Genomic DNA, 22,983 nt, shown 5'->3' with positions numbered 1-22,983 from the left:
AGAAAAGCTACAGCAAATACAGCTGTGGCTTTTAATTTTTATAATTTTTTAATAGAAATTATAGCACTAATAGGAATGTATAAGTATTTATTTTGGTTTTTTGATTTTTCTAAATGCGCTCTTTCTAGTACGATTTCAAAAGGAGTTACTTGAACAATTTCTCCATATAGTTTGTTTTTAGTAAGATAAGTGTATATCTCAACATATTCATTTTGTAATGATAGTGCATATTCATACATACTATCAACTCCTTATAAGAAGATAAATATCTTAATATAATATATGTATATTATTGAAATTTGGTGATATAAAGAGTAATATAAGTGTTAAAAGAAAGTTAGGTAATATATAATTGCACACATTAAAAATATATTTAATATAATTATTAATAGAATGGAAAATAAATGTATTTTTATAACGTCTTTACAAATAATAAATTAAGGTGATATTATGCATATATTAAATCTAGAAACACGTTGTAATTATGAAAATTATGAAGAAAATTTTTATAACAATGAACAATTATATCTTATGGTATGTGAACCAACAGAGCTTAATCTACTTAAAGATATTTTAAGCATTGATGAAATAACCATTAAAGATTGTTTGAATTTTGATGAAAGTATCAAGTTAGACTTATTTGAAAACTATGATTTTCTTAGTGTAAATACATTTGAGCTTATAGATGAGAAAGCACTAATAGAGGAAGTAAACATATATCTATCTGATAATTTTATATTAGTCGTTTGTAACAAGGAACATTTTATATATGAATTTGTAAGAAATATGATAACAAATAATGTAAAAATGGAAAATGCACCTACAGTTGTCAGTTTATTTCAAATAAACTATATGATTTTCAAATCTATTATTATTCATGAGTTTGAAAGTCTCGAAAAACTAGAGGATTTAATACTTAAATTAGAAGATGAAATATTAGATGGTTTAGTAGATAATCAAATAGAAAAAATAAGTGATATAAGAAGTATAACAAGAACGGTTGTTAAAAATACTCGACCATTATTATATATAGGTGAAAGAATACTAAAAGAGAATATTAGATATTTAAAGTATTCAGATGTTAAAAAGTATAACCTTGATAATTTACAAGGAATAGACTTTGGCATAGAGAAGTTATATAGCTTTGCTCTTTCAACAAGAGAATTGGCAGATAAACTTCTTGATATTTACTCTTCACAAGTTGCAGAAAAGACAAATAACTTAATTACAAAGCTTACATTACTAACTGGGATTGCAGCACCACTAACTATTATAACCGGTATATATGGAATGAACTTTAAAGTTATGCCTGAGCTTAATTGGTATTATGGATACCCAATTACGCTTGTAGCTATGTTATTAATAGTTGTTGTTGGGATAATAATATTTAAGATTAAAAAGTTATTGTAGAAGCTAGATTATATCTATATTAAACAATATATAAATAAGGTCTTCATTAAATGAAGACTTTTTTACGTATCAGAAAATTATGATGGCTCATAATATGTTTATAACTCATGAAACCAAGTGATATCAGTATACTAATAGTAAGTGAATTGAAATCGCCGACGTGGTCGCTTAAAAAAGCTTTTGAGCAACGGACGAAGTCGTTTGAGTAACGGGACATGAGCTTGCCGAATGGACGTTGACGATATGAAATTTTGGCGACATGAGCAAAGCGAATTTATTACATTAAAAATAGCGATAAATAACATAAAATGAAAGTAATAATATAACTTAATTAATTTAAGTCAGCCCATTGAAGAGAAGTTCATTTTACTTTAATAAATAAAGTTAATGTTTTGTTTTTGAATATTAATTAAAGTTATTGATTTAAGTTACAAATTTAAAATCTTATAAAAATCGTAAAAAATGTATATACTAAGTAATTTATAATCATAAATCTTTATATACATTGTTTAATAGTGTAAAATATAAATTATTAATAGAAATACTAGGAGGAATAAATGGAAAAATTATATTACAAAGATCAATACATAAAAGAATTTACAGCAGAAATAATAGATATTGTTGAAATAGATGATAAATACCATATAGAGTTAGACAAAACTGCCTTTTTCCCAGGTGGGGGAGGACAAGCATGTGATTTAGGTAAAATAGATAATCATAGCGTAATTGATGTATATGAAAAGAATTCGAAGGTATTTCATGTATTAGATAAAAAGCCAATAAAGATACATAAAGTAAAATGCTCTATAGACTGGGAACGTAGAGAAGATGGTATGCACCAACATTTTGCACAACACGTAATTTCTGGAAGCTTTTATACTTTATTTAAGGCTAATACTGTGGCAGTACACTTTGGTAGAGAGATAAGCACTGTAGACATAGAGGGATATCTAACGCCTGAACAAATAAGAGAAGCTGAAGCTTATATTAACGAAATAATAAGAGAAAACATTGAGGTAGAAACTTTACTACCTCCTAAAAAAGAGCTTAAGAAAATATGGATAAGAAGAGACTTACCAGATACTTCTGATGAAATAAGAATACTTAAAATCGGTGAACTTGATAGTAATGCATGTTGTGGAGTTCATCCTAAGTCTACTATAGATTTACGTATGGTTAAATTAAAAAAATGGGAAAAAAACAAAGGAGCAACAAGAATAGAGTATTTAGCAGGTAAGAGAGCTGTAGACTATTTCTTAAAAAGAGATGAAGCACTGATTGAAATATGTAGATATTTAAGTTCAACAGATGAGGAAGCTATTAATGGAATTAAAGGTATTCATGAGAAGCTAGAAGATGCTTTGTATAAGGTTAGAAAACTAGAAGAAGTAGTAGCTAATTATGAATTAAGAGATCTTATAGAGAACTCATCTAAAATAAATGACATATCAGTAATTATAAAAACATATGAGGATGAGAATTTAAAATATATTTCTAAACTAGCAACAAAAATAACAGACTACGAAAATACAATTGCCTTATTAGGTGTTAAGTCTGATGATAAAGTAAATTTAGTTTTTGCTTCGTCAAAAAATATAAAAAATGCAAATATGAATGACTTATTAAAAGATGCAATAACACTCGTTGATGGAAGAGGAGGGGGAAGCTTATCTCTTGCACAAGGTGGAGGTAAGAATAATGGGAATTTAGAAAACTCATTAGATTATGCTTTTTCTAAATTAGGAAGAACTTTATAATAAAAATTTTGATATACATAAAAAGACACATTATAATCTATGTGTCTTTTTTTGCACAAAATATATAAAATTAAAAACTAAAAGTATACAAAAGTCTCATATTAATATTTTATTTAGTTTACATAATAACGTTAAGGAAACTAAATATCGACTTTTTATTGTTGTGTTTTATAATTACCCATTTAAATCCTTTTTAAGGGGTTCGACATACTTATTCGACTAATTGGGTTATGAAATTATTTTAAATCCTTTAAAACAGAAAGATTTTAGAGGGATTTTTTGTTATTTTTAAATATCTATATAGTAAAAAATATAAGATGAATTTTTAGATAAAAATAAAATTTGTATTACTAGTCATTTTCTATCCTACCTTTAAAGTAATCTATGTTACTAAATACATATTCAAGATTTATTTATACTAAAGCACTAAAAATTATTTGATCACTATCGACCAAATGAAATAATTAATTTTTGAAATTATTATCGTATTAATCTTAATAAGTTAACATAATAATGCAAAGGTAACCATTTATAATGAATCAATATAAAAAAACGCTTAAAACTGATTTAAAGCAATTTTAAGCGTTTTTTATTTGATACACAGCTTATTGTATTGTGTTTGTAAAATGAAGGCTTTAAAATCGAAAGTATTTAGTCACAAAAAGTAAACTTTTTATCAACTTTATATAAAAATAATTAATTTATAAATATTATCCTAACTTAAATAAAGTTTCCGAAATCTTAATACTAGCTTCAGAATCCATTTCTTTAAGTGTATGAGCATATATGTTTAGAGTAGTATTTATATTAGAATGTCCAACTCTTTCTGATATAACTTTAATAGGTACTTTAGAATTAATTAATAAAGTAACATGAGAATGACGTAGATCATGAAATCTTATATGAGATAAATCATTGTCTTTTAAAAACCTATTAAATTTCTTACTTAAAACATCTTGAGCAATAGGTTCCTCATTTTTATCATAAAATAATAAGTTTTTCTTATTATCAAGTTTTCCTTGAAGCTTAGTTTCTAGCTGTTTTTTCTTATGATTTTTTAGCATAAGTATTATCTCTTTTGGAGCAGAAATGGTCCTTTCTGAACTTTCTGTTTTGGGATTTTTTAGAATAACTCTACCTTCATTACGTACTGTTATCTTGTTTATTGTTATACAATTTTCGTTAAAGTCTATGTTATCCCATGTTAGTCCAAGAACTTCAGATATTCTAAGCCCCAATCCAGAAGCTAAATAAATAGGCAACTCTAGGGGAGTATCCTTACATATTTCAAGTAATCTTATCATACTTTCTCTGTCGTATATCCTATTTTTGTATCTTTTATTCCTCGGAACCTCAATACATTCTATTATATTTTCATTGATTAGCTTTAATCTATAGGCCTTTCTTAGTGCTAAATTTAATATATTTATATGTATTTTAATAGTCTGTGGAGCTAAAATACCAACTAAATCATCAACATAATTTTGAATATGAATAGGCTTTAATTCATTAAGTTTATACTTTCCTAGGATAGGAATTATATATTTTTTAGTAATTCTTTTATAACAATTATATGTAGTTATTGATAAATTTATCTTATACTTTTCGAGAAAATCTAATAGAAAAATTTCTAAATTTAAGGCATTTGGTAGCGATAAATTATCATTAAATATGTTCTCTTTTATTTCATTTAATCTTTTTGAAGCATCTCTTTTTTTATCATAAGAGCCCATATTTTTTTGATATTTTTTACCTGATTCAACATCTTTATATTCTAAATAAACTATGTAGTTTTTACTTCTTTTTCTTATAAATGCAAAGCTCATTTTGTCCCTCCAATAATTAGTAAGTATTATTTAATTATATCATATCTATATAAATAAATATATTTAAAGTTCTGACATATAACTGACATAAAACCCAAATTAATCTTTAAATATGTTGAAAATACTAGTTTTATGATTTTTGGCATAAAAGTATATATTTTATGTCTTACAATCACAGTTATATTACATAAAGCATAAGTTGGTAAGAGATAATCCTATGTTCAGGAGACTAACGTTACAATGTATAGTTTAATAAATTATTTTTTTGTATCTAATTTTTAAAGAAGGGATGATAAGCTTTGGCAAAAAGTAATAATACAAATTGGATTAATAAGCATTTAAGATTTGCCCTAGCTAATGCCTTAAATAAGTCTGAGTCACAAATAACAAAAGAGTATTTAAAAACATTAAAAGAATTAGATTTATCACAGTGTGGCTTAAAAGATTTAGAAGGTATTCATTATGCTAAAAATTTAATCAGCTTAAACCTTAGTAAAAATTGTTTAACAAATGTAGAGAAGCTAAGAAAACTAAAAAAATTGGAGAACCTAGAATTATGCGAAAATAAGATTGAAGATGTATCTTTTTTAAATGAACTAAAGAATTTAGAAAGTGTAGGTTTGGAAAGTAACAATATATCTTTTATACCAGATTTAAAACCTCTCATTAATTTAAAACTACTTAATATTTCAAACAATAAAATATCTGACTTATCATTTATTAATACACTATGCTCTCAAAATTTGAAAGTCATAGCTAGTGAACAATGCGTATTGTTAAATCCAATATCTATAGATTATGGAGAAGACTATTTATTTAAACCATCTGTTACTTGGGATGAAGATATTCAAATACACTGTGATAACATACAAGTCACTGGCAGCTTTAATTATATAGAAACTGATGAGAGACCTTTTTTCCTTTATTCAGTTTCAAAAGTTTTAATTAAAAATGTATATTCTGATTGTATAATAAAAGCTGAGTTTTTTCACGAAGTCCCATATTTAAAGGGAGGAATCTTAAGTGGCATTTTGATACAACCAATTTTTATTAAGTTAGTAAATCTTACTTTTAATCTTAATAAGCTAAAAAAAGAAAAACCTCTTAGTGAAATCTACGGTAAGTTAGAATTGGATAATAAAGAAGATATAGATATAATATCTTACAAAAGGAATATAGTAAAAAATAAAACTATAACTATAATAAATACAAAAGGGGAGAAGCTTTCTTGTTTGACTAACTCTAGAGGGGAATACAAATTTAAAAATCTAGAAGATGGAAGATACACAATACTATTTCCTTTTATAAATGATTATAAATATATTAGTCCTAGTTTATTTGTATGTAATCTTAGAGAAGGGGAGTCTAAAGAAGTCAACTCTATATTAGAAAATAATTAATAAGTAATAAAATTAACAGAGTTAAAAAAAGCGGCTTATAAGCCGCTTTAATTATTTAAACTTTTAAATCCTTCACCTAATACTTCATGAACATTACTTACTATTATAAATGCATTAGGGTCAGTAGATTTAACTAATTTTTTTAGATACACTTCTTGATTCTTAGGAATAACAACTAGTAATACATCTTTCTTCTCATCTGTATAACCACCTTTACCATCTAAAATAGTAAGGCCTCTATCTAATTCATTAGTAATTACTTGTCTTAGACTTTCTGATTGATTTGAAATAATAAAGAATGCCTTTGAAAAATCAAAGCCTTCCATTATGGCATCAGCTACTTTTACTATTACATATAAAGCAATAGCAGAATATAGAGCTATCTCAATATTTTGACTTACTATACCAGATGATATTACTACAACACCATCTAAACACATCATAAACTTTGTTGCTTTTATACCTGGGAATTTTTTACTTAAGATTAAAGCTATTAAATCTGTTCCCCCAGTAGAACCATCTACTCTAAATACAATACCAATACCTATACCTACTAATATTGCACCAGAGATAGCTGATAACAATAAATCACTTGTAGCAACAATTGATGCTAATGGAGAAGTTATATTTACTATTAAAGAAAATAATACAGTACCCATTAAAGTTTTGATGAAGTTTTTACGTCCTAACATTTTGAATGTTAATAAAACTAAAGGCACACCAATCATAAGCATAATACTAGATACAGATAATCCAGTAACTTTACTTAGTACTACAGACATACCACTTAAGCCCCCAGGAGCGATTGTATGTGGTTTTAAGAACATATTGATACCAATACTCATTGATATACAACCCAGTATAAGCCCAACGCTTTCTATAAGCATAGACGGTTTTTGTTTTTTCATATAAGATCCCCCTTTCAATTATGACAATCAATATTATAACAATGTTTAAGGAAGAATAATAGGGGTATAATATAATATAATTAATTCTGAAAATTAGATATTCATATCAATATTTGTAAATACATGTAAAATTAATTGTTATTACATGAAAAATTTAAGAATATGGATTTTTTTATCAGATTTGGAAAAAATAATTTGATTATATACACCATATCGGTATATAATATAAATGATTTTAAGTTAATATTGAAAGGAAATGATTATATGAAGGTTACTTTACCAGAATCAGCTGTAAATACGCTGAAAGACATATTAAAAGATAATCAAGACAGACCTGGAAACATAAGAGTGTATTTTGCAGGTGTTGGTTGAGGTGGTCCATCATTTGGACTTGCTCTGGATGAGCAAAAAGAAGAAGATTTAACTTATGAAGTTGATGGATTAAACTTTATAATGAGTACTGAGGATCATACAAAGTATGGGAATATAGTAATAGAAGATACTGGATATGGATTCAGAGTTGCACCTGAAAATATGATTAATGATGAAGGTGGCTGCGGCGGAGGATGCTCTGGTTGCGGACATTAATAAAAGTAGAGTATTAGTTTAGGCTAATACTCTTTAATTTTTTAAGAATACAAAATTTACCATTTATATAAAGGAGAATATAGTGAGAAGAAGACGTAAAAAAGGATCAGATGAAAAATTATTAAGTTATACTAATTATGTATTAAGAGAAAATATAGAGGAATTAAAAGGTAATTGGCACAAACAGTTTAATAACAATAATCCAATACATGTTGAATTTGGTACAGGTAGAGGTAAGTTTATTACTACACTTGCTAAACAAAATCCTAATATCAATTACATAGCTATGGAACTTAAAGAAGAAGTTTTATTAAAAGCTGTAGAAAAAGCTGATGAAGCTAATTTAAATAACATACTGTTTGTATGGGGAGATGTAAGTAACATATTAAATTATTTTGAAAAAGGTGAGTTATCAAGAATTTACGTTAATTTCTGTGATCCATGGCCAAAAACTAGATGGGCAAAAAGAAGACTTACTCACACAAACTTCTTAAACATGTATAAAGAACTACTTGATAGAGAAGGTGAGTTACACTTTAAAACTGACAATGAAAAATTATTTGAATTTAGTTTAAATGAAATTGCAAGTAATTACTGGCTACTTAAAAATATTTCTTTAGATTTATCTAATAACGAATCTATAGAAAATGTAACTACTGAATATGAAGACAAATTCATGTCATTAGGAATGAAAATATATAGATGTGAAGCTAAGAAGCCTAAATGTTTGTAAATAATGACTAATATGTAAAAAAGCTGTGAATATCACAGCTTATTTTTATGCATTAAAATATACCATTTTTTCGTTTTGTAGCAAAAACGCCAAATACAACGACTAGCGAATAAATACTATATAATGCTATTCTAATAGACTCTACACTAAAACCCATAAATTCAACATTCTCATTAGATTGTGGTAGTACAACTAAAAGAGCAGCAATACCTAATAATAATGGATTTATAACTATTTGTTTATCTGTTCTTAATACTAATATTTTACTAATCCAAACAACAGTTAAGACTATAAAAATAATTTTAAGAAAAAATTCTATGTTGTCGAACATAATCAAAACTCCCCCTTAACTCAGTGGATAATATTTATTATTTCCAAAATAAGTATAAATAATCAACTTATTCCTAAATATCATAACAATCAGTATACACAAAATAACTTACTAATACAATAGAAGATTAAATATAGAAATATTTATTACTAAAAGCGCATATGATTTTATATACATCTTTAAGTAGGGGAGGGATGAACATGAAGTGCTCTTTTTACAAATGGTACTCACAAGCTCTAGGGGCAGCATTAGGTATCATTGCATGTATTTTCGCTTATCTAAATGGGTACATGTTTGTTTATACCAATATAGAAAATAACTTTGACTTTCTTGGATTTGAAGGAGTAATTGCTAGTTATTTACTTCTTCCAATGTGTGTAATTACATTAATATTAGCTGTTATAAGATCATATTCTAATGATACAGATTTCTTTAGCTTTTCTTTTGACACATTAAATAAAGTTTTAGCTATTTTTACTATTATCTTAGGTTTTCTAGGTGCAAAATTGTATTTTATTGTTCCATCTATACTAATTGTAATTAGTTTTATATCTATTACAAAGAATCATAGCATAGAAGAAGAATTAAATTCTACAGATTCTAAAGATAGTTCAGAGACAGTACATAGTAATAAAGACAATAAAGAAGCTTATAGTCCTAATTATGAATTAGAAAATACTAAAAAGTACTTAGAAAAAATTACTTATGATGAAGAAAAAGAAAGTAAAGAAGCTAAATTACTAAAAACTAGAAAAGATATTGCAATTAACTTATTAGGCAAAGGAGCTAACATCAACTTCATAACAGAAATAACTGGATTTTCTTTAGAGGAAATAGATAATATAGTAGAAAATGGTAAAAATAGTTAGTATTTTAGTGTTGAGTTACTCAACACTTTTTATTTTGCTAAAAAACGATATTAGATTTGCTATATTTTTTTATTTTTACATAAATATAAAAAAAACTTCAATATTAATAAAATAGTTATGAAAAATAAAGGTTTTTCTAACTATTTATAGAAATATACTAAAAAATGCCGTTAATAAGATTTATAAAAATATCTTATTACTCAAGGGGGGGATATTGTAATGGAAGTATTAAAGGTTTCATCTAAATCTAATCCTAATTCTGTAGCAGGGGCCTTGGCAGGAGTTCTTAGAGAAAAGGGGAGTGCTGAAATTCAAGCAATCGGAGCAGGTGCATTAAATCAGGCTATAAAATCAATTGCAATAGCAAGGGGCTTCGTAGCTCCAAGCGGTATGGATCTTGTGTGCATACCAGCATTTACAGATATTGAAATTGATGGTCAACAAAAAACAGCAATAAAATTGATGGTTGAGCCTAAATAATGAGTTTTAATAAGATATCCGAGTAAGCATATTGATTAAGATCATTATGCTTATTTTATTTTTTGAATGAATAAATGATTATTATATAGGTTAATATAATATTAAATTACTATATGGGAGGATTTTTATGCAACTAAGACGCGCTGCAGAAATTGTTAATTCAAATAATAACGATGCATCTGTATATTATAAAGACAAACAAGTACATATTATAAGTTTTGATAATAATATTGGTACTGCATATGTTGAAACTGTAAAAGATAATGTAAAATTTGAAGTTGATTTAGAAATGTTAACTGAAAAAAATAAATATGTATAACTAAATAATCCCTTGAAATAAAGGGATTTTTATTGTTATTGTCAATAATTGATTAAAGAGTGGTATATATTAAATGTATATGGTAATTATTTAAGTATAATCTAACTAGTCTTTAAATGTATATTTTGGGAATAGTTAGTATAAAATTTAATATAAATATATTAAAATGCCTTATTTATCATATTCTGGCTATATACATATATAATATAATATTTTTCACTATTTCTATTACTATTCTTTTCTAACTTTAATCTTCAGATCTTTTTATTTTAATAATTCTATTTATAATCTTTATGTGTGTACAGAATTGGTTTTCTCATAACAGATTTATTAAATTTAATATCTATTGTTTATTTGTATATGTTTCTCACTAATGTTTCACAAATTATATTCATTTTACTTATTATCTCTATTAACCAATAATTTTAATCTTATATTCTTAAAACTATCAATCATATACATACTTAATATATTTAAGTCGCCCCACTTGACGACATGTCATTTCTATTTAATTAATAAAGTAAAAATATCATATTCTACAATTAAATAAAGTTGTAACTATTAATTCCAATCTATATCTCTTTACCATATTTATAATATAAGCTTCTACTTGATACTATATTCGATTTTTATGATTATTTAATTTTAAGGAATTGTTGAATCAAAAAAAACAATGTGCTATTTTATTAATTAGAATAAAAATTATTAGGTGGTGATATTTTGAGTGATAAAAAAATGATAAAAATACATAATAAGTCTGATAAACCAGATAATATCGTTTTACGCGACAATGAGATTATTGAAAGATGCATTTCTGTAGAAAGAAAGCTTCCTCCATTTATGAAAGATTACTTTATATATTTAAAAGGCTCTGTTGCCGTTTCAAGCCGTTTGGCTTATTTAGAAGATATATACTTCTTCTGTACATACTTAATCGAAACTAAGGAGCTTACAGAAGCTTCTGATGCTTTAGATATTACATTAGAGGAATTTAATAAAGTTAAAGCTAGAGACGTAAATATGTTTTTAGGTGATTATTGTAGTAGATATTATAAGCATACAGATAAAAGTACTTTGATTTATGAAAATAATAATAGAGCTTTAGCTAGAAAAAAATCATCGCTATCTACTCTATTTAAATTCTTATTTAGAAATCAGCAACTAGAAAATAACATTACTGATGGATTTAATCCAATAAAATTACCTAAGCCTCAACCTGATGCCATAAAACGTCTTGAGATTGATGAAGTTGCAAAAATGCTTGATGCTGTTGATACTGGTGAAGGTTTAACTGAAAAAGAAAAAGTCTATTGGAGAAAAACTAAACTTAGAGATAAAGCTATTTTGGCTTTGTTTGTAACCTATGGTCTTAGATTAAATGAGCTTCGTGAGCTAAATATTTCATCATTTAACTTCTCTAGAGGTGAATTTAAAATTTATAGAAAACGTGGTAAAGAAGTGTTAATGCCAATAAACCAAACTTGTGAATTGGTTGTTAGAGATTATATTTTAAATGAAAGACCTCAAAGTGAAATGTTAAGTGAAGATGTTCAAGATGCTCTATTCCTTTCTTTACAAAATAAAAGGTTAAATCCTAAGGCTATTAGACAGTTAGTAAAGAAATATACATCAATTTCTATGGATACCTCTAGAGATAACGGATATAGCCCTCATAAGCTTAGAGCAACAGCTGCTACTTCCCTAATTCAGACAGGTTTTTCTATTTATGACGTTCAAAATCTTCTTGATCATGATAACGTAACAACTACTCAGTTATATGCAGCACATAAGAAGAATGTTAAAAGAGATATTGTTAATAACTTCGAATGGATTGAAGAGGAAAATGATGAGAATATTTAAAATGCTTCTTTGGAACAAATGTTTGTATTAAAAACCTCAATATGCTACAATATAGGTATACTTTAGATTACAAAAATTAACACAGAAATGAGTGATTATAAATGTATTTAGATTTAAGTAATAAACAAGTCATGATATTAGAGTTTATAAAAGATCAACTTTTACTTAAAGGATATCCACCTTCAGTGAGAGAAATCTGTGTTGCTGTAGACTTAAAATCAACTTCTACAGTACATTCACATTTAAATAAACTTGAAAAATTAGGATACATAAGAAGAGACCCTACAAAGCCAAGAGCTATTGAAGTTTTAGGTAGCGATAGAGGTGAACAAGCTTCTGGTGTAAATCAAGAAATATTAACACTACCTTTAGTTGGACAAATAACTGCTGGTGAACCAATACTTGCACAAGAAAACATTGAAGAATTTATTCCATTTCCTATTAACTTTGTAAAGGGAAATGACAATTTCGTGTTAAAAGTAAAAGGCGACAGTATGATTAATGCAGGAATTTTAGATGGTGACTATGTTATAGTTGACAAGAAAAGTACTGCTTCAAATTCTCAAATAGTTGTTGCTTTAGTTAAGCAAGAATCTGCGACAGTTAAAAGGTTCTTTAAGGAAGATAATATTATAAGATTACAACCAGAAAATGAATTTTTAGAGCCTATAATTTTAGATCCTAATGATGTAGAAATAATAGGTATAGTAACTGGTGTATTTAGAGTTATCAAATAAAAAAGATATGGTTTCCCATATCTTTTTTTATTTGATATTATTAGATTTATGTAATTAAGCTAATTCTAAAGCTATTTCCATCATCTTTGTGAATGCTACTTGTCTGTCATGTGCAGAACACTCTTCTCCAGTGAAAGGACAATCAGATATAGTTAATATACATAATGCATTAACTCCTGCTCTTGCAGCATTCATATATAATGCAGCTGCTTCCATCTCTACACAAAGTACACCCATCTTACTCCAAGTACTTAAGTTATCTAATCCTGCATCACTATAAAATACATCACTAGATAATATATTACCTACTGTTACGTCTGTACCATTATTCTTTGCAACATCTACAGCTTTTTGTAATAAATTATAACTTGCTATAGGTGCATAAGTTCCAGGTAAGTTATATTGATAAGCAAAGTTTGAATCAGTACATGCTCCCATACCTATTACAACATCATGAAGCTTAAGGTCTTTATTGATAGCTCCTGCAGAACCAATTCTTATTAAGTTCTTTACTCCATAAAAATGTATTAATTCATATGAATAGATACCTATTGACGGCATACCCATTCCTGAACCTTGTACAGAGATTTTTCTACCTTTGTAGTAACCAGTATATCCATACATTCCTCTTACTGTATTATATTGAACAACATCTTCTAAAAATGTTTCTGCGATAAACTTAGCTCTTAATGGATCTCCTGGAAGTAAAATTGTTTCAGCTATGTCTCCCATTTTTGCATTATTATGTGGAGTTGGTGTTAATTCTTTACTCATATTATTTCTCCTTAGTTTTAATTCTATTTGTTTATTACATATTATACCACTTTTCATAATTTTTATGGATGAATTAAAAAAAATTCTATAGTAATATTATAAATTCCGTATTCATTTATGAAAATTGCTATTTATTTTCAAGATTTAGTTCATTTTTCATTTTAGTTTAATATATTAATAATAAAATATCTTTTTATTCTAACACCTGTGTACATTCATCAAAGTATATTCTAGTACTTATTTATAAATAAGACTAAGGGGGAATGACTTCTGAGGAAAAATACACAAAAAATAGCTTTCTGTATACTTATACCAATGTTAGTATTTACTTTTGTAGTCACTGTTCGTTCAGAAAATCTTTCAGCAAATGACTCTTCTCAAAATATTATATATCAATATTTTAATTATAGAAATAATAAAGACATTGAATCTATTGAAAAACTTTTATTAAATTGTGAAGATATAGAGGAAATAAAAGCTGATAACAACTATCTTAGAAGTATAAAAATACTGAGCATTAAAGATGAACATAATGAAAGCATAAAAAAAGTATATATAAAAAACAATAACTTATCATCTGATAAAAGCTTCAAGATTTATAAAGTAAGATATGAAGTAACATATGATTCTAGTAGTAAGTTTACTAATAAAAGTGGTGTCTATGATGTTTGGTTTTTTCTAACAAAGAAAAGTTCCAACTCACAATGGTTAATTGATATTGGTGCGGTATAAAAAAAAAGTAGTATAAAAAAGTGACTATTTACTAGTCACTTTTTATTTCTTCATATTAACCTCATATTTAACTTCTACTCTTCTAGAAGCATCTCTATTTATACTTCCATCTTCATTTGTAATAAGTTCAGCCTTTGATCTTCCAATTGCAACTATATCTTTAGTTAATTGTTCTTTATATTCATAATCTCCTATTTCATCTCCAACAATATACTCCACAACCCTATATGCTCTTCTTTGAGATAAATCTAAATTATACATATATGAACCTACATCATCAGTATGACCTTCAATAACAATCTTTGAAACATAATCAGAATAATCTCCATATATTGTTTCTATGTATTTAGGAATAAATACTTTCAGCATATCCTTAGCTTCTTGTTTTAACTGATCGCTATCAACATCAAATAATGTACTATCACCAAAAGTTATATCTCCACTCTTTTCATCAACGTATACTGGAATACCACTATCTTTAAGGGTTTCTTTTACGGAGTCATTTACATTATTGGCTAAATCTTGTTCTACTGATCCACTAATACTTTCTGAGCTAAATAAAATTAAAATAACAACCATTAGAACTGTTGATATTAAATCTGTAAAAGTTGGCCAAAAGCTACTCTTTTCAAAATCCTTATTTACAGTTCTTCTATATTTATTAATCATGTAGGTCATCCTCACTTATCGATTTAATTACTGTAAACATTTTTTTATTTTTATTTAGTTCCATTTCATTATCTATTTCATATATTTCTTCATGATTATATTTTTCATCAGGCCTTGTGTTAATAGCTTCATGAGTTTTTATAGGTTCTTTACTTGATAGACTTAAAGCTTCATTATAGATGTCTACATAGCTAAAAACCATGTCTAATTTGTCTTGTACATCTTTAGATGTTACAGATACAATGTTTGAAAGGTTTTTAATACTATTATCTAGTATTATTTGCTGATCATTTAATTCTTTATGCTTTAATAAAACATTGTCTTCATGTGTTATTAAGTTATCTAATAGGTCTTTTGTATTGCTCTCGTATACAGAAAACTCATTATTTATATTTTCTAGGTAATCTTTTATTTTATTTTGATTATCTGTAGAATCATAAATATTTTTAGTACATTCTTTTATATCCATTAGTATTTCTTTATTAATTTCATCTTGGTCTTCATATTTATCAAATAAATTTGTAAATTTAATGTTCATTATATTAAATTGCTTATCTAATTTTCTTACGCTTTGATCAAAAGTCTTAATAGAGCTTTCAGAACCTTCTATAAGCTGTTTAAGAGTTTCTATTCCACCTATAAACTCCTCATTAAAGTCGTTAAGATCCTTAGATATTTTATCAAATCTTTCTATAGCTTCTATTGACTTACTTATTTGCTTAATAGTATCTTTTACATCTTCTATTTTAGAATCCATTACTTTTGCTTTAGCATGAGTTACTTCAGCAGTTAATAGGTTTTCTATTTTTAACATTAGTTGTATAAGTACATGCTCTGCATCTTTAACTCTTAAGCTTAACCCAAGTAATATAGAAAAAACTATACCAAATATACTTGTAGTAAAAGCAGTTTGCATACTGCTTATTGTTTGAGGCAACGAATTTATTATGTCATTAGTATTTACTGTTAGTAGCATTGTAGATAGTCCAACAAATGTACCTAAGACTCCTAATAGTATACACACTGACGACGCATTTTTTAATGCTCTAATCTTGTCTAGTATATATTTCTTTTTATATGTAACATTTGCAGCTATTTCTTCTGTAAAAGATGATATATTAATTTCAGCATAGCTATTTTCTTCTTTATACTTATTAAATTTTTCTAGGACTTGAGAATAGAAAATACTTCTCCTTTGATGTTCATTGATTTCTTTTAAATACTGATTAATAAATTCATAGATCATTTTATTTTCTACTATCTTAATTATTGAGTAAACTGTAATTATAACTAAAAAAGATACTGTTATTGGATTGCTAATTACTGAAGTAATAAAATTTTCTAACATATTATTCAACTTCATCCCCCCCTACTTTTTAAATTATTTTATTATAATCTATATGTCCTAGCTTAAATTAAAATACAATAAAATTAAAATAATCATATTTTTGTAAAAAAAATAAAGCAGCTGTTAACTACAGACTGCTTTATAAGATACTATTTATATACATTGCCTACATTAAATTATTAGCTATGGGTTTTATCTATAATATTTCCAGATAACTTTGATCTTTTGAGATATTGTAGGGAGTATTTTAATAGTTATTATTCTTAATAAATACTATGATTAGATTGGTAGATGTGTTACATAAATTAGTAATAATTTTACTTTTCTTGACATAGGCTTCTTTGAAAGATATCTAATTTGTCCATTTGTATTTAAATTTTATTTAAGGTAGGTTGGTGATAAATTGAGGTTGTTAAGAGCTTATAGAAGACCTGTTAAACTCGAAGTGTTTACAAGTGTTGGTCTTATTGTTGCAACTATTGCAGCGCTAGTTATATATAATAGTCCTTATCAAGATATATACACATATTATTTTGATAGCATTAAGATAGGCGATAAATTTACTATGCATATGTTTGTTAATGATTTTTTAATGGCTATTTTCTTTTTAGTAGCAGGATTAGAAATTAAACATGAAATACTTCATGGAAATTTATCTACTATAAAGAAAGCTTCTTTCCCTGTAATATCTGCACTCGGAGGTGTGTTGGTACCAGCATTTATCTTTTTAGTCATAAATAGGAACACTCCTTTTTTAAGAGCTGTATGTATACCTATATCAACAGATATTGCTTTTGCCGTTGGTGTGTTTTTTATTTTTAGAAAGAAGCTTCATACTTCATTAAAGATATTCTTACTTTCTCTTGCAGTAGTTGATGATTTGGTATCTATATTAGCAATAGGATTAGTATACTCTATCAATATTGAAACTACTTATTTATTTATAGCGATTTGTATTTTAATTATATTAATTCTAGCTAACAAAATATTTAAGGTTAGAAGTATTACATATTATTTACTTTCTGGTCTTTGCTTATGGTATTTTATCCATTTAAGTGGAGTTCACTCAACAATAAGTGGGGTTTTACTTGCTATGGTTATACCAGCATCCTCCGAACAGGGGGGAAGTTCTTTAGAAAGGCTCCAAAGACTATTAGTTCCAATTAATAGTATAATTATCATACCCTTATTTGCATTTGCGAATACTGGTATTTCATTAGACTTTAGTACAGTAAGTTTTTCAAGTGCCTCTACCCTATCACTTGGAATAATTTTAGGTCTATGTGTTGGGAAACCTCTAGGCATAATGTTATTTAGTTATTTAGGATGTTTATTAGGAATTACAGAAAAACCAAAGAACATTAGTTGGATAGCTGTATTTTTAGTATCCATAATAGCAGGTATCGGATTTACAATGTCAATTTTTGTTTCAGAAGTTGCTTTTATACATAACCTTGTGTTAGTAAATATTGCAAAAATGTCAATTTTACTATCAGCTTTAATATCTGTAATAATAAGTGCGCTTACAATAAATTTATACTATTATTATATAAAATTTAAAAATAAACCTAATCTAAAATATACTAGTAAACTATATATAAGATAAATTAGTGATAAACATATATGCCCCTTGCTAAGGAAAACTAACTATACTATAATTAACAAGTAATTATCATACATAAGGAGACATTTATGAGATTAAATAACTATATTAGCTCGACTGGAATATGTTCTAGAAGAGAAGCTGATAAATTAATACAACAAAGAAAGGTAACAATAAACGGTAAGGTTGCTGAAGTAGGTCAAAGTGTAGAACCTAATGATATAGTAAAAGTAAATGGTAAAAAATTACATCAGAAGAAAAATGATGTTTATATCGCTTTAAATAAACCCGTTGGGATTACTTGTACTACAGAAAGACATATTAAGGGTAATATTATTGATTATATAAATTATCCTGAGAGAATCTTCCCTGTTGGTAGATTAGATAAACCTTCAGAAGGGTTAATAATATTAACTAATGATGGTACTATAGTTAACAAAATATTAAGATCAGAAAATAACCATGAAAAAGAATATGTTGTAACTGTTAATAAAGATATAACTAAAAGTTTTATAGATGGTATGTCAGAAGGTGTACGTATATTTAACCCAGTTACAAACAAGCATGTAGTAACTAATAAGTGTAAAGTTACTAAAGTGAACAGCCGTACATTCAAAATAATCTTAACGCAAGGTTATAATAGACAGATACGTAGAATGTGTGAAGTCTTTAATTACGAAGTTAAAAAATTACAGAGAGTTAGAATAATGAATCTTACTTTAAAAGGACTTCCTACTGGAAAATGGAGAAAGCTTAAGCCACATGAAGTAGAAGGATTATTAAAGTAGTTTACAAGTTTTTTATTTAATGAGTTAGCCTTAAAAGAAAATATAATAAGTAAAACTTATGAGGTTTTAGATTTATATAATTAAAAATGCCAAAAGTAAAATTACTTCTGGCATTTTATTATTCTTTTAACTACTTAATTATTATTTAAAATTATCAACTATCATTGTCATCCAAAGTCATCATATATTCTTTAGCTTCATTACTTTGTCGTAGAACTATATCTAATAAGTCTTGTTGCCATTCTACATACTTTTCTTTATAGTCAAAAGGCAATGTTCTATCAATAATAGACTTATCAATACTCTCCTCTAATATAGCAACTAATTCTTCTCTTTGTTTTACAAATTCACTTAGTTGAACCAAGGCATCTTTATAGTTTTTGTTTTCCATATAAATCACCCTCCTTAGATATAATCTTCTATATTAGATATTTATCTCCTCTAAAAACATATTTTAAACAGTTATAAAATATTCTATATAAAGTATAAATTTAGTTTTATTAAAGTATTACAGTAGCTTATTAATATTTAAATCCTCTACTGTTTTATTCATGCAGCCTAAAGATTGATCTAATGTTTTAGCTTCTTTACCAAACTCACCATGGTCATCACTTCCAGAAGTAATTAGCAAATCATATTTTTTACAAAACTCAACGCATGTATTTGTTATAGACTCATCATGTGTTGGATAATAACATTCGATTCCTTTTATACCATTATTCTTTAAGTCTTTTAATTCTATAATTAGTTCATCTTTTTGTAAAGCCTTATAGTATTCATAAGGATGAGCTAAAACACTATAACCATTAGCCTTTTCTATTTCATCACATACTTCCTTTAATGATGGAAAATCATAAAGTTCATATCCACATCCATATTCTTGATAATATTTAAAGCCATCAAATAGTTTTGTTGTAACTTTTCTATCTAATAAATAATGTAAGCCTTTCCAACCACCATATTTAGGATTATAATTGTATTCTTCAAAGTCTTTAATAGAAACTTTTTCAGATTCTTTTGAAAGATTTATTATTAAATCATCACTCATTTTTTGCATTTCACTATCAGCTTTATTTATTAACCTTAATAGTTCAGGTGTATTTGTAAAGTTATAAGCTAATATATGTAGAACTCTATCTTTATGCCCTACATTTATTTCAACACCTTTTATAGGAATTATATTTTCTTTTATTGCTATACTTTTAAATTCTTCCCAAGAATCAATTTTGTTATGGTCAGTAATACTTATAACCTTAACATTTTTTTCTTTTGCTTTATCAACTACCTCTTTAGGTGTCATAGTACCATCTGAGTAGTAAGTATGTATATGTAAATCTACTAACATAAGCTCTCCTTTTAATTTAATATAAATTTATATAGTTATTTTCTCATGTTAGTTAAATTTTATCAAGTTAATATGATTTAGACATACTGAAATAAAGGTAACTAACATTATATAAAAATTAAGGGACTATTGAAATAATTAACTTTTATTATTTCAATAGTCCCTTAATATAATTTAATACTTATGTATTTTACATATATGTTGTTTCATTTCCACAAGACTTACATCTTTTCATTTCAACTGTAAATGTCTCATTGCTTTCATTTACATCTTCATAAGTTACTATCACATGTTTTCTATCCTTTTCGCAAAGACTACAAAATTGAGGATCTTTCATTTTTTTAGTATTAATTAATTCCACTTAATCAACCACCCTTCAAAATATATTCTTAATAATAGTATTGATTAAGGGGTATATTTTTATACAAATCTAAAAATATTCTATAAAAAATATTTATCATTATATATAGTATTTATTTTAATAGCAATTTATCTAACTTTTTCCTTTAACCTATTGACAAATCAAATTAATATTTGTAATATTGTATTAAGTGATTAATACAATGATATGGAGGTGTATATATGACTATAGAGTTTAATAACAATAAGCCCATATATCTTCAAATAGTAGATATATTAAAGCTAAAAATAATCTCTAAGGAATTATCTCCAGGTTCAAAACTAACGTCAGTAAGAGACTTAGCTTTAGAATTTGAAGTCAATCCTAATACAATGCAAAGGGCATTGTCAGAATTAGAAAGAGATGGTTTAGTTTATAGTCAAAGAACAAGCGGTAGATATGTAACTAATGATGAAGATATAATAAATCATTTAAGAGAGGAAATAGCAAAAGAGGAAATAACATCTCTTTATAATACTCTTATCAACTTAGGCTACAAAAAAGATGAAGTACCAGATATTATAATAAAAACAATAAGGGGGTAACCAAATGGAAAATATCGTGGAAATTAAAAACTTAAGTAAAAGTTACGGAAATAAAGCAGTAATAAAAGATATGAATTTAAATATTCCAAAAGGAAAAATAGTAGGACTTTTAGGTCCTAATGGAAGTGGTAAAAGTACATTAATAAAATTAATTAATGGATTATTACATCAAAATGAAGGTGAATTATTAGTATCAGGTATTAAACCTTCTGTTGAAACTAAGAAAATAGTATCTTATCTTCCTGAAAGAACTTATTTAAATGATTGGATGAAGGTAAAGGATTTATTAGCATTCTTCAATGATTTTTATGAAGATTTTGATATAGATAAGGCGCATGATATGCTAGAAAAACTAAGCATAAATCTTGAGGAAAAACTAAAAACAATGTCTAAAGGGACAAAAGAAAAGGTTCAATTAATATTAGTTATGTCTAGAAAAGCAAATCTATATATTTTAGATGAGCCCATAGGTGGGGTTGACCCTGCTGCAAGAAGCTATATTCTAAAGACTATAATTACAAACTACAACGAAGACGCTACTCTATTGATAGCAACTCATTTAATAAGCGAAATTGAAAGTATATGTGATGAAGTAATATTTATATCTAAAGGAGATATAGTATTACAAGGTAATGTAGATGAAATAAGAGAAGAAAAAGGAAAATCTATAGATACTTTATTTAGGGAGGAATTTAGATGTTAGGAAAATTATTAAAATACGAATTAAAAGCAACGGCAAGGATATTTATTCCTCTATATATTACACTACTTGTAGTAGCCTTAATAAATGGATTTTTTATAAATACAGAGCTTTACCAAGTACAAGGAATTTTAACAATGGTATTTGCAGCACTTATGATAGCAATGTTTGTTATAACTATAATAGTACTAATTCAAAGATTTAGTAAAAATCTACTTGGTGATGAAGGTTATCTAATCTTTACATTACCAGTAAGCTCTACTTCAATATTATTATCTAAGTATTTTGTAGTATTAATATGGACAGTACTAAGTGGCTTAGTAGCATTTTTAGCATTTTGTTTAATGACTATATTCCCTTTAATAAATGAATTTGGTATGGATTACTCTTATTATTTCAATACTTTTATGGATTTATTGAGATCATTAGTAAATGAAGGATTTTTATCATATGTAATAAATATATTATTATTAATGTTCTTAGGATTTTCTGTATTCGTGTTTACTGTTTATTTATCATTATCTATGGGACAATTACCTATATTTAATAAGCATAGAAATTTAGCTTCTTTTATAAGCTTTTTAGGAATAAATATAGTATTTAACTTTATCCAAAATATTATAGGTTCATTTTTATTTGATAATTTAGGAGATCAATTAATGTTATCTTTAGAAGCTAATCCTGTAGAAGGCTTTACTTCTTTAGTAAGTAGTAGTTTTTTAGCTGCTAACATATTTAATTTAGCTACTTTAATAGTATTATTCTTTGCTACTAAGTATATATTAGATAGAAAGTTAAACTTAGAGTAACATATATTAATTAAACAAAAAAGGTTATACAAGTTAAAATAACTTATGTATA

Annotated in this window: 26 protein-coding genes; 16 read left to right on the top strand and 10 right to left on the bottom strand. The window is 26.3% G+C overall.

Annotated elements, in window-relative coordinates; translation table 11 throughout:
* Positions 1 to 38: 38 nt before the first annotated feature.
* Positions 39 to 239 carry a hypothetical protein gene (locus tag ACI48P_RS08290; protein ID WP_475215020.1) on the bottom strand — a complete coding sequence of 67 codons (201 nt, stop codon included), beginning with the start codon at positions 237 to 239 and terminating at the stop codon, positions 39 to 41.
* Positions 240 to 450: 211 nt separating this feature from the next.
* Between ACI48P_RS08290 and ACI48P_RS08285 the strand changes: the two genes are divergently transcribed.
* Together ACI48P_RS08285 and ACI48P_RS08280 are read left to right on the top strand one after the other, a co-directional pair.
* Positions 451 to 1,410 carry a magnesium transporter CorA family protein gene (locus ACI48P_RS08285; RefSeq protein WP_475215019.1) on the top strand — a complete coding sequence of 320 codons (960 nt, stop codon included), beginning with the start codon at positions 451 to 453 and terminating at the stop codon, positions 1,408 to 1,410.
* A 557-nt stretch (positions 1,411 to 1,967) separates the two neighbouring features.
* Positions 1,968 to 3,167 carry an alanyl-tRNA editing protein gene (locus tag ACI48P_RS08280; RefSeq protein ID WP_475215018.1) on the top strand — a complete coding sequence of 400 codons (1,200 nt, stop codon included), beginning with the start codon at positions 1,968 to 1,970 and terminating at the stop codon, positions 3,165 to 3,167.
* Positions 3,168 to 3,877: 710 nt separating this feature from the next.
* Here ACI48P_RS08280 and ACI48P_RS08275 read toward each other — a convergent pair.
* Positions 3,878 to 4,993, bottom strand: coding sequence for a tyrosine-type recombinase/integrase (locus tag ACI48P_RS08275; protein WP_475215017.1), 1,116 nt, complete (start codon positions 4,991 to 4,993; stop codon positions 3,878 to 3,880).
* A 299-nt stretch (positions 4,994 to 5,292) separates the two neighbouring features.
* Between ACI48P_RS08275 and ACI48P_RS08270 the strand changes: the two genes are divergently transcribed.
* Entirely contained in the window at positions 5,293 to 6,393 is a 1,101-nt protein-coding gene (locus ACI48P_RS08270; RefSeq protein ID WP_475215016.1) for a leucine-rich repeat domain-containing protein, read from the top strand.
* 47 nt (positions 6,394 to 6,440) lie between these two features.
* Here ACI48P_RS08270 and ACI48P_RS08265 read toward each other — a convergent pair whose 3' ends face one another.
* Entirely contained in the window at positions 6,441 to 7,301 is an 861-nt protein-coding gene (locus ACI48P_RS08265) for a YitT family protein (protein WP_475215015.1), read from the bottom strand.
* A gap of 453 nt (positions 7,302 to 7,754) precedes the next feature.
* Here ACI48P_RS08265 and ACI48P_RS08260 point away from each other — a divergent pair, with 453 nt between their 5' ends.
* Together ACI48P_RS08260 and trmB are read left to right on the top strand one after the other, a co-directional pair.
* A complete protein-coding gene (locus ACI48P_RS08260; protein WP_475215014.1) occupies positions 7,755 to 7,889 on the top strand; it encodes a hypothetical protein in 135 nt (44 codons plus the stop codon).
* Between the two features lie 82 nt (positions 7,890 to 7,971).
* Positions 7,972 to 8,622, top strand: a complete 651-nt coding sequence (gene trmB, locus ACI48P_RS08255) for a tRNA (guanosine(46)-N7)-methyltransferase TrmB (RefSeq protein WP_475215013.1) — start codon at positions 7,972 to 7,974, stop codon at positions 8,620 to 8,622.
* Between the two features lie 52 nt (positions 8,623 to 8,674).
* Here the strand turns inward: trmB and ACI48P_RS08250 are convergent, their stop codons facing one another.
* On the bottom strand, positions 8,675 to 8,953 hold the full coding sequence (locus tag ACI48P_RS08250; protein ID WP_475215012.1) for a hypothetical protein: 279 nt from the start codon (positions 8,951 to 8,953) through the stop codon (positions 8,675 to 8,677).
* Between the two features lie 200 nt (positions 8,954 to 9,153).
* Between ACI48P_RS08250 and ACI48P_RS08245 the strand changes: the two genes are divergently transcribed.
* The 5 genes from ACI48P_RS08245 (at position 9,154) to lexA (ending at position 13,218) form a co-directional block, all read left to right on the top strand.
* Positions 9,154 to 9,822 carry a hypothetical protein gene (locus tag ACI48P_RS08245; protein WP_475215011.1) on the top strand — a complete coding sequence of 223 codons (669 nt, stop codon included), beginning with the start codon at positions 9,154 to 9,156 and terminating at the stop codon, positions 9,820 to 9,822.
* 219 nt (positions 9,823 to 10,041) lie between these two features.
* Entirely contained in the window at positions 10,042 to 10,302 is a 261-nt protein-coding gene (locus ACI48P_RS08240; RefSeq protein ID WP_475215010.1) for a stage V sporulation protein S, read from the top strand.
* Between the two features lie 127 nt (positions 10,303 to 10,429).
* Positions 10,430 to 10,621: a small, acid-soluble spore protein, H family gene (locus tag ACI48P_RS08235; protein WP_475215009.1), complete on the top strand. Its 192-nt coding sequence runs from the start codon at positions 10,430 to 10,432 to the stop codon at positions 10,619 to 10,621.
* A 717-nt stretch (positions 10,622 to 11,338) separates the two neighbouring features.
* Entirely contained in the window at positions 11,339 to 12,481 is a 1,143-nt protein-coding gene (locus ACI48P_RS08230) for a tyrosine-type recombinase/integrase (RefSeq protein ID WP_475215034.1), read from the top strand.
* A 101-nt stretch (positions 12,482 to 12,582) separates the two neighbouring features.
* Positions 12,583 to 13,218 carry a transcriptional repressor LexA gene (gene lexA, locus ACI48P_RS08225; protein WP_475215008.1) on the top strand — a complete coding sequence of 212 codons (636 nt, stop codon included), beginning with the start codon at positions 12,583 to 12,585 and terminating at the stop codon, positions 13,216 to 13,218.
* 54 nt (positions 13,219 to 13,272) lie between these two features.
* Here the strand turns inward: lexA and deoD are convergent, their stop codons facing one another.
* Complete coding sequence (gene deoD / locus ACI48P_RS08220; protein WP_475215007.1) at positions 13,273 to 13,992, bottom strand: purine-nucleoside phosphorylase; 720 nt, start codon at positions 13,990 to 13,992, stop codon at positions 13,273 to 13,275.
* Positions 13,993 to 14,307: 315 nt separating this feature from the next.
* Here deoD and ACI48P_RS08215 point away from each other — a divergent pair, with 315 nt between their 5' ends.
* A complete protein-coding gene (locus ACI48P_RS08215) occupies positions 14,308 to 14,724 on the top strand; it encodes a DUF4829 domain-containing protein (RefSeq protein WP_475215006.1) in 417 nt (138 codons plus the stop codon).
* Positions 14,725 to 14,766: 42 nt separating this feature from the next.
* Here the strand turns inward: ACI48P_RS08215 and ACI48P_RS08210 are convergent, their stop codons facing one another.
* Both ACI48P_RS08210 and ACI48P_RS08205 read right to left on the bottom strand, forming a co-directional pair.
* Positions 14,767 to 15,393, bottom strand: a complete 627-nt coding sequence (locus ACI48P_RS08210) for an OmpA family protein (protein WP_475215005.1) — start codon at positions 15,391 to 15,393, stop codon at positions 14,767 to 14,769.
* Positions 15,386 to 16,756: a MotA/TolQ/ExbB proton channel family protein gene (locus tag ACI48P_RS08205; RefSeq protein ID WP_475215004.1), complete on the bottom strand. Its 1,371-nt coding sequence runs from the start codon at positions 16,754 to 16,756 to the stop codon at positions 15,386 to 15,388. Before ACI48P_RS08205 ends, ACI48P_RS08210 begins: the two co-directional genes overlap by 8 nt.
* A 388-nt stretch (positions 16,757 to 17,144) precedes the next feature.
* On the opposite strand from ACI48P_RS08205, the gene nhaA reads away from it, so the two are divergent.
* Together nhaA and rluF are read left to right on the top strand one after the other, a co-directional pair.
* Positions 17,145 to 18,347, top strand: a complete 1,203-nt coding sequence (nhaA, locus tag ACI48P_RS08200; protein ID WP_475215003.1) for a Na+/H+ antiporter NhaA — start codon at positions 17,145 to 17,147, stop codon at positions 18,345 to 18,347.
* 86 nt (positions 18,348 to 18,433) lie between these two features.
* A complete protein-coding gene (rluF, locus tag ACI48P_RS08195; protein ID WP_475215002.1) occupies positions 18,434 to 19,132 on the top strand; it encodes a 23S rRNA pseudouridine(2604) synthase RluF in 699 nt (232 codons plus the stop codon).
* A gap of 154 nt (positions 19,133 to 19,286) precedes the next feature.
* On the opposite strand, the gene ACI48P_RS08190 is transcribed toward rluF, so the two are convergent.
* From ACI48P_RS08190 to ACI48P_RS08180, 3 genes are all read right to left on the bottom strand, one after another.
* The gene (locus ACI48P_RS08190) at positions 19,287 to 19,523 is read right to left on the bottom strand and encodes a hypothetical protein (protein WP_475215001.1); all 237 of its coding nucleotides are present in this window, start codon (positions 19,521 to 19,523) and stop codon (positions 19,287 to 19,289) included.
* Positions 19,524 to 19,640: 117 nt separating this feature from the next.
* Entirely contained in the window at positions 19,641 to 20,477 is an 837-nt protein-coding gene (locus tag ACI48P_RS08185; protein WP_475215000.1) for a PHP domain-containing protein, read from the bottom strand.
* Positions 20,478 to 20,667: 190 nt separating this feature from the next.
* Positions 20,668 to 20,838: a hypothetical protein gene (locus ACI48P_RS08180; protein WP_475214999.1), complete on the bottom strand. Its 171-nt coding sequence runs from the start codon at positions 20,836 to 20,838 to the stop codon at positions 20,668 to 20,670.
* Positions 20,839 to 21,059: 221 nt separating this feature from the next.
* Here ACI48P_RS08180 and ACI48P_RS08175 point away from each other — a divergent pair, with 221 nt between their 5' ends.
* From ACI48P_RS08175 to ACI48P_RS08165, 3 genes are read left to right on the top strand one after another with little or no spacing between them, the layout of a single operon-like run.
* On the top strand, positions 21,060 to 21,422 hold the full coding sequence (locus ACI48P_RS08175) for a GntR family transcriptional regulator (RefSeq protein ID WP_475214998.1): 363 nt from the start codon (positions 21,060 to 21,062) through the stop codon (positions 21,420 to 21,422).
* 4 nt (positions 21,423 to 21,426) lie between these two features.
* Positions 21,427 to 22,125, top strand: coding sequence for an ABC transporter ATP-binding protein (locus ACI48P_RS08170; protein WP_475214997.1), 699 nt, complete (start codon positions 21,427 to 21,429; stop codon positions 22,123 to 22,125).
* Positions 22,119 to 22,931: an ABC transporter permease gene (locus ACI48P_RS08165; RefSeq protein WP_475214996.1), complete on the top strand. Its 813-nt coding sequence runs from the start codon at positions 22,119 to 22,121 to the stop codon at positions 22,929 to 22,931. Before ACI48P_RS08170 ends, ACI48P_RS08165 begins: the two co-directional genes overlap by 7 nt.
* Positions 22,932 to 22,983 lie beyond the last annotated feature (52 nt).

Source organism: Romboutsia sp. LXY-2 (assembly GCF_056171995.1).
This window is presented reverse-complemented; position numbering and strand designations above follow the sequence as displayed.

Coding starts and splice junctions, on each gene's coding strand:
- ACI48P_RS08185 (WP_475215000.1), bottom strand. CDS start 20,477: ATGTTAGTAGATTTACATATACATACTTACTACTCAGATGGTACTATG.
- ACI48P_RS08250 (WP_475215012.1), bottom strand. CDS start 8,953: ATGTTCGACAACATAGAATTTTTTCTTAAAATTATTTTTATAGTCTTA.
- ACI48P_RS08165 (WP_475214996.1), top strand. CDS start 22,119: ATGTTAGGAAAATTATTAAAATACGAATTAAAAGCAACGGCAAGGATA.
- ACI48P_RS08240 (WP_475215010.1), top strand. CDS start 10,042: ATGGAAGTATTAAAGGTTTCATCTAAATCTAATCCTAATTCTGTAGCA.
- ACI48P_RS08275 (WP_475215017.1), bottom strand. CDS start 4,993: ATGAGCTTTGCATTTATAAGAAAAAGAAGTAAAAACTACATAGTTTAT.
- lexA (WP_475215008.1), top strand. CDS start 12,583: ATGTATTTAGATTTAAGTAATAAACAAGTCATGATATTAGAGTTTATA.
- ACI48P_RS08235 (WP_475215009.1), top strand. CDS start 10,430: ATGCAACTAAGACGCGCTGCAGAAATTGTTAATTCAAATAATAACGAT.
- ACI48P_RS08285 (WP_475215019.1), top strand. CDS start 451: ATGCATATATTAAATCTAGAAACACGTTGTAATTATGAAAATTATGAA.
- ACI48P_RS08190 (WP_475215001.1), bottom strand. CDS start 19,523: ATGGAAAACAAAAACTATAAAGATGCCTTGGTTCAACTAAGTGAATTT.
- ACI48P_RS08210 (WP_475215005.1), bottom strand. CDS start 15,393: ATGATTAATAAATATAGAAGAACTGTAAATAAGGATTTTGAAAAGAGT.
- ACI48P_RS08290 (WP_475215020.1), bottom strand. CDS start 239: ATGTATGAATATGCACTATCATTACAAAATGAATATGTTGAGATATAC.
- ACI48P_RS08205 (WP_475215004.1), bottom strand. CDS start 16,756: ATGAAGTTGAATAATATGTTAGAAAATTTTATTACTTCAGTAATTAGC.
- ACI48P_RS08175 (WP_475214998.1), top strand. CDS start 21,060: ATGACTATAGAGTTTAATAACAATAAGCCCATATATCTTCAAATAGTA.
- ACI48P_RS08260 (WP_475215014.1), top strand. CDS start 7,755: ATGAGTACTGAGGATCATACAAAGTATGGGAATATAGTAATAGAAGAT.
- ACI48P_RS08245 (WP_475215011.1), top strand. CDS start 9,154: ATGAAGTGCTCTTTTTACAAATGGTACTCACAAGCTCTAGGGGCAGCA.
- ACI48P_RS08170 (WP_475214997.1), top strand. CDS start 21,427: ATGGAAAATATCGTGGAAATTAAAAACTTAAGTAAAAGTTACGGAAAT.
- ACI48P_RS08265 (WP_475215015.1), bottom strand. CDS start 7,301: ATGAAAAAACAAAAACCGTCTATGCTTATAGAAAGCGTTGGGCTTATA.
- rluF (WP_475215002.1), top strand. CDS start 18,434: ATGAGATTAAATAACTATATTAGCTCGACTGGAATATGTTCTAGAAGA.
- ACI48P_RS08215 (WP_475215006.1), top strand. CDS start 14,308: ATGTTAGTATTTACTTTTGTAGTCACTGTTCGTTCAGAAAATCTTTCA.
- ACI48P_RS08280 (WP_475215018.1), top strand. CDS start 1,968: ATGGAAAAATTATATTACAAAGATCAATACATAAAAGAATTTACAGCA.
- deoD (WP_475215007.1), bottom strand. CDS start 13,992: ATGAGTAAAGAATTAACACCAACTCCACATAATAATGCAAAAATGGGA.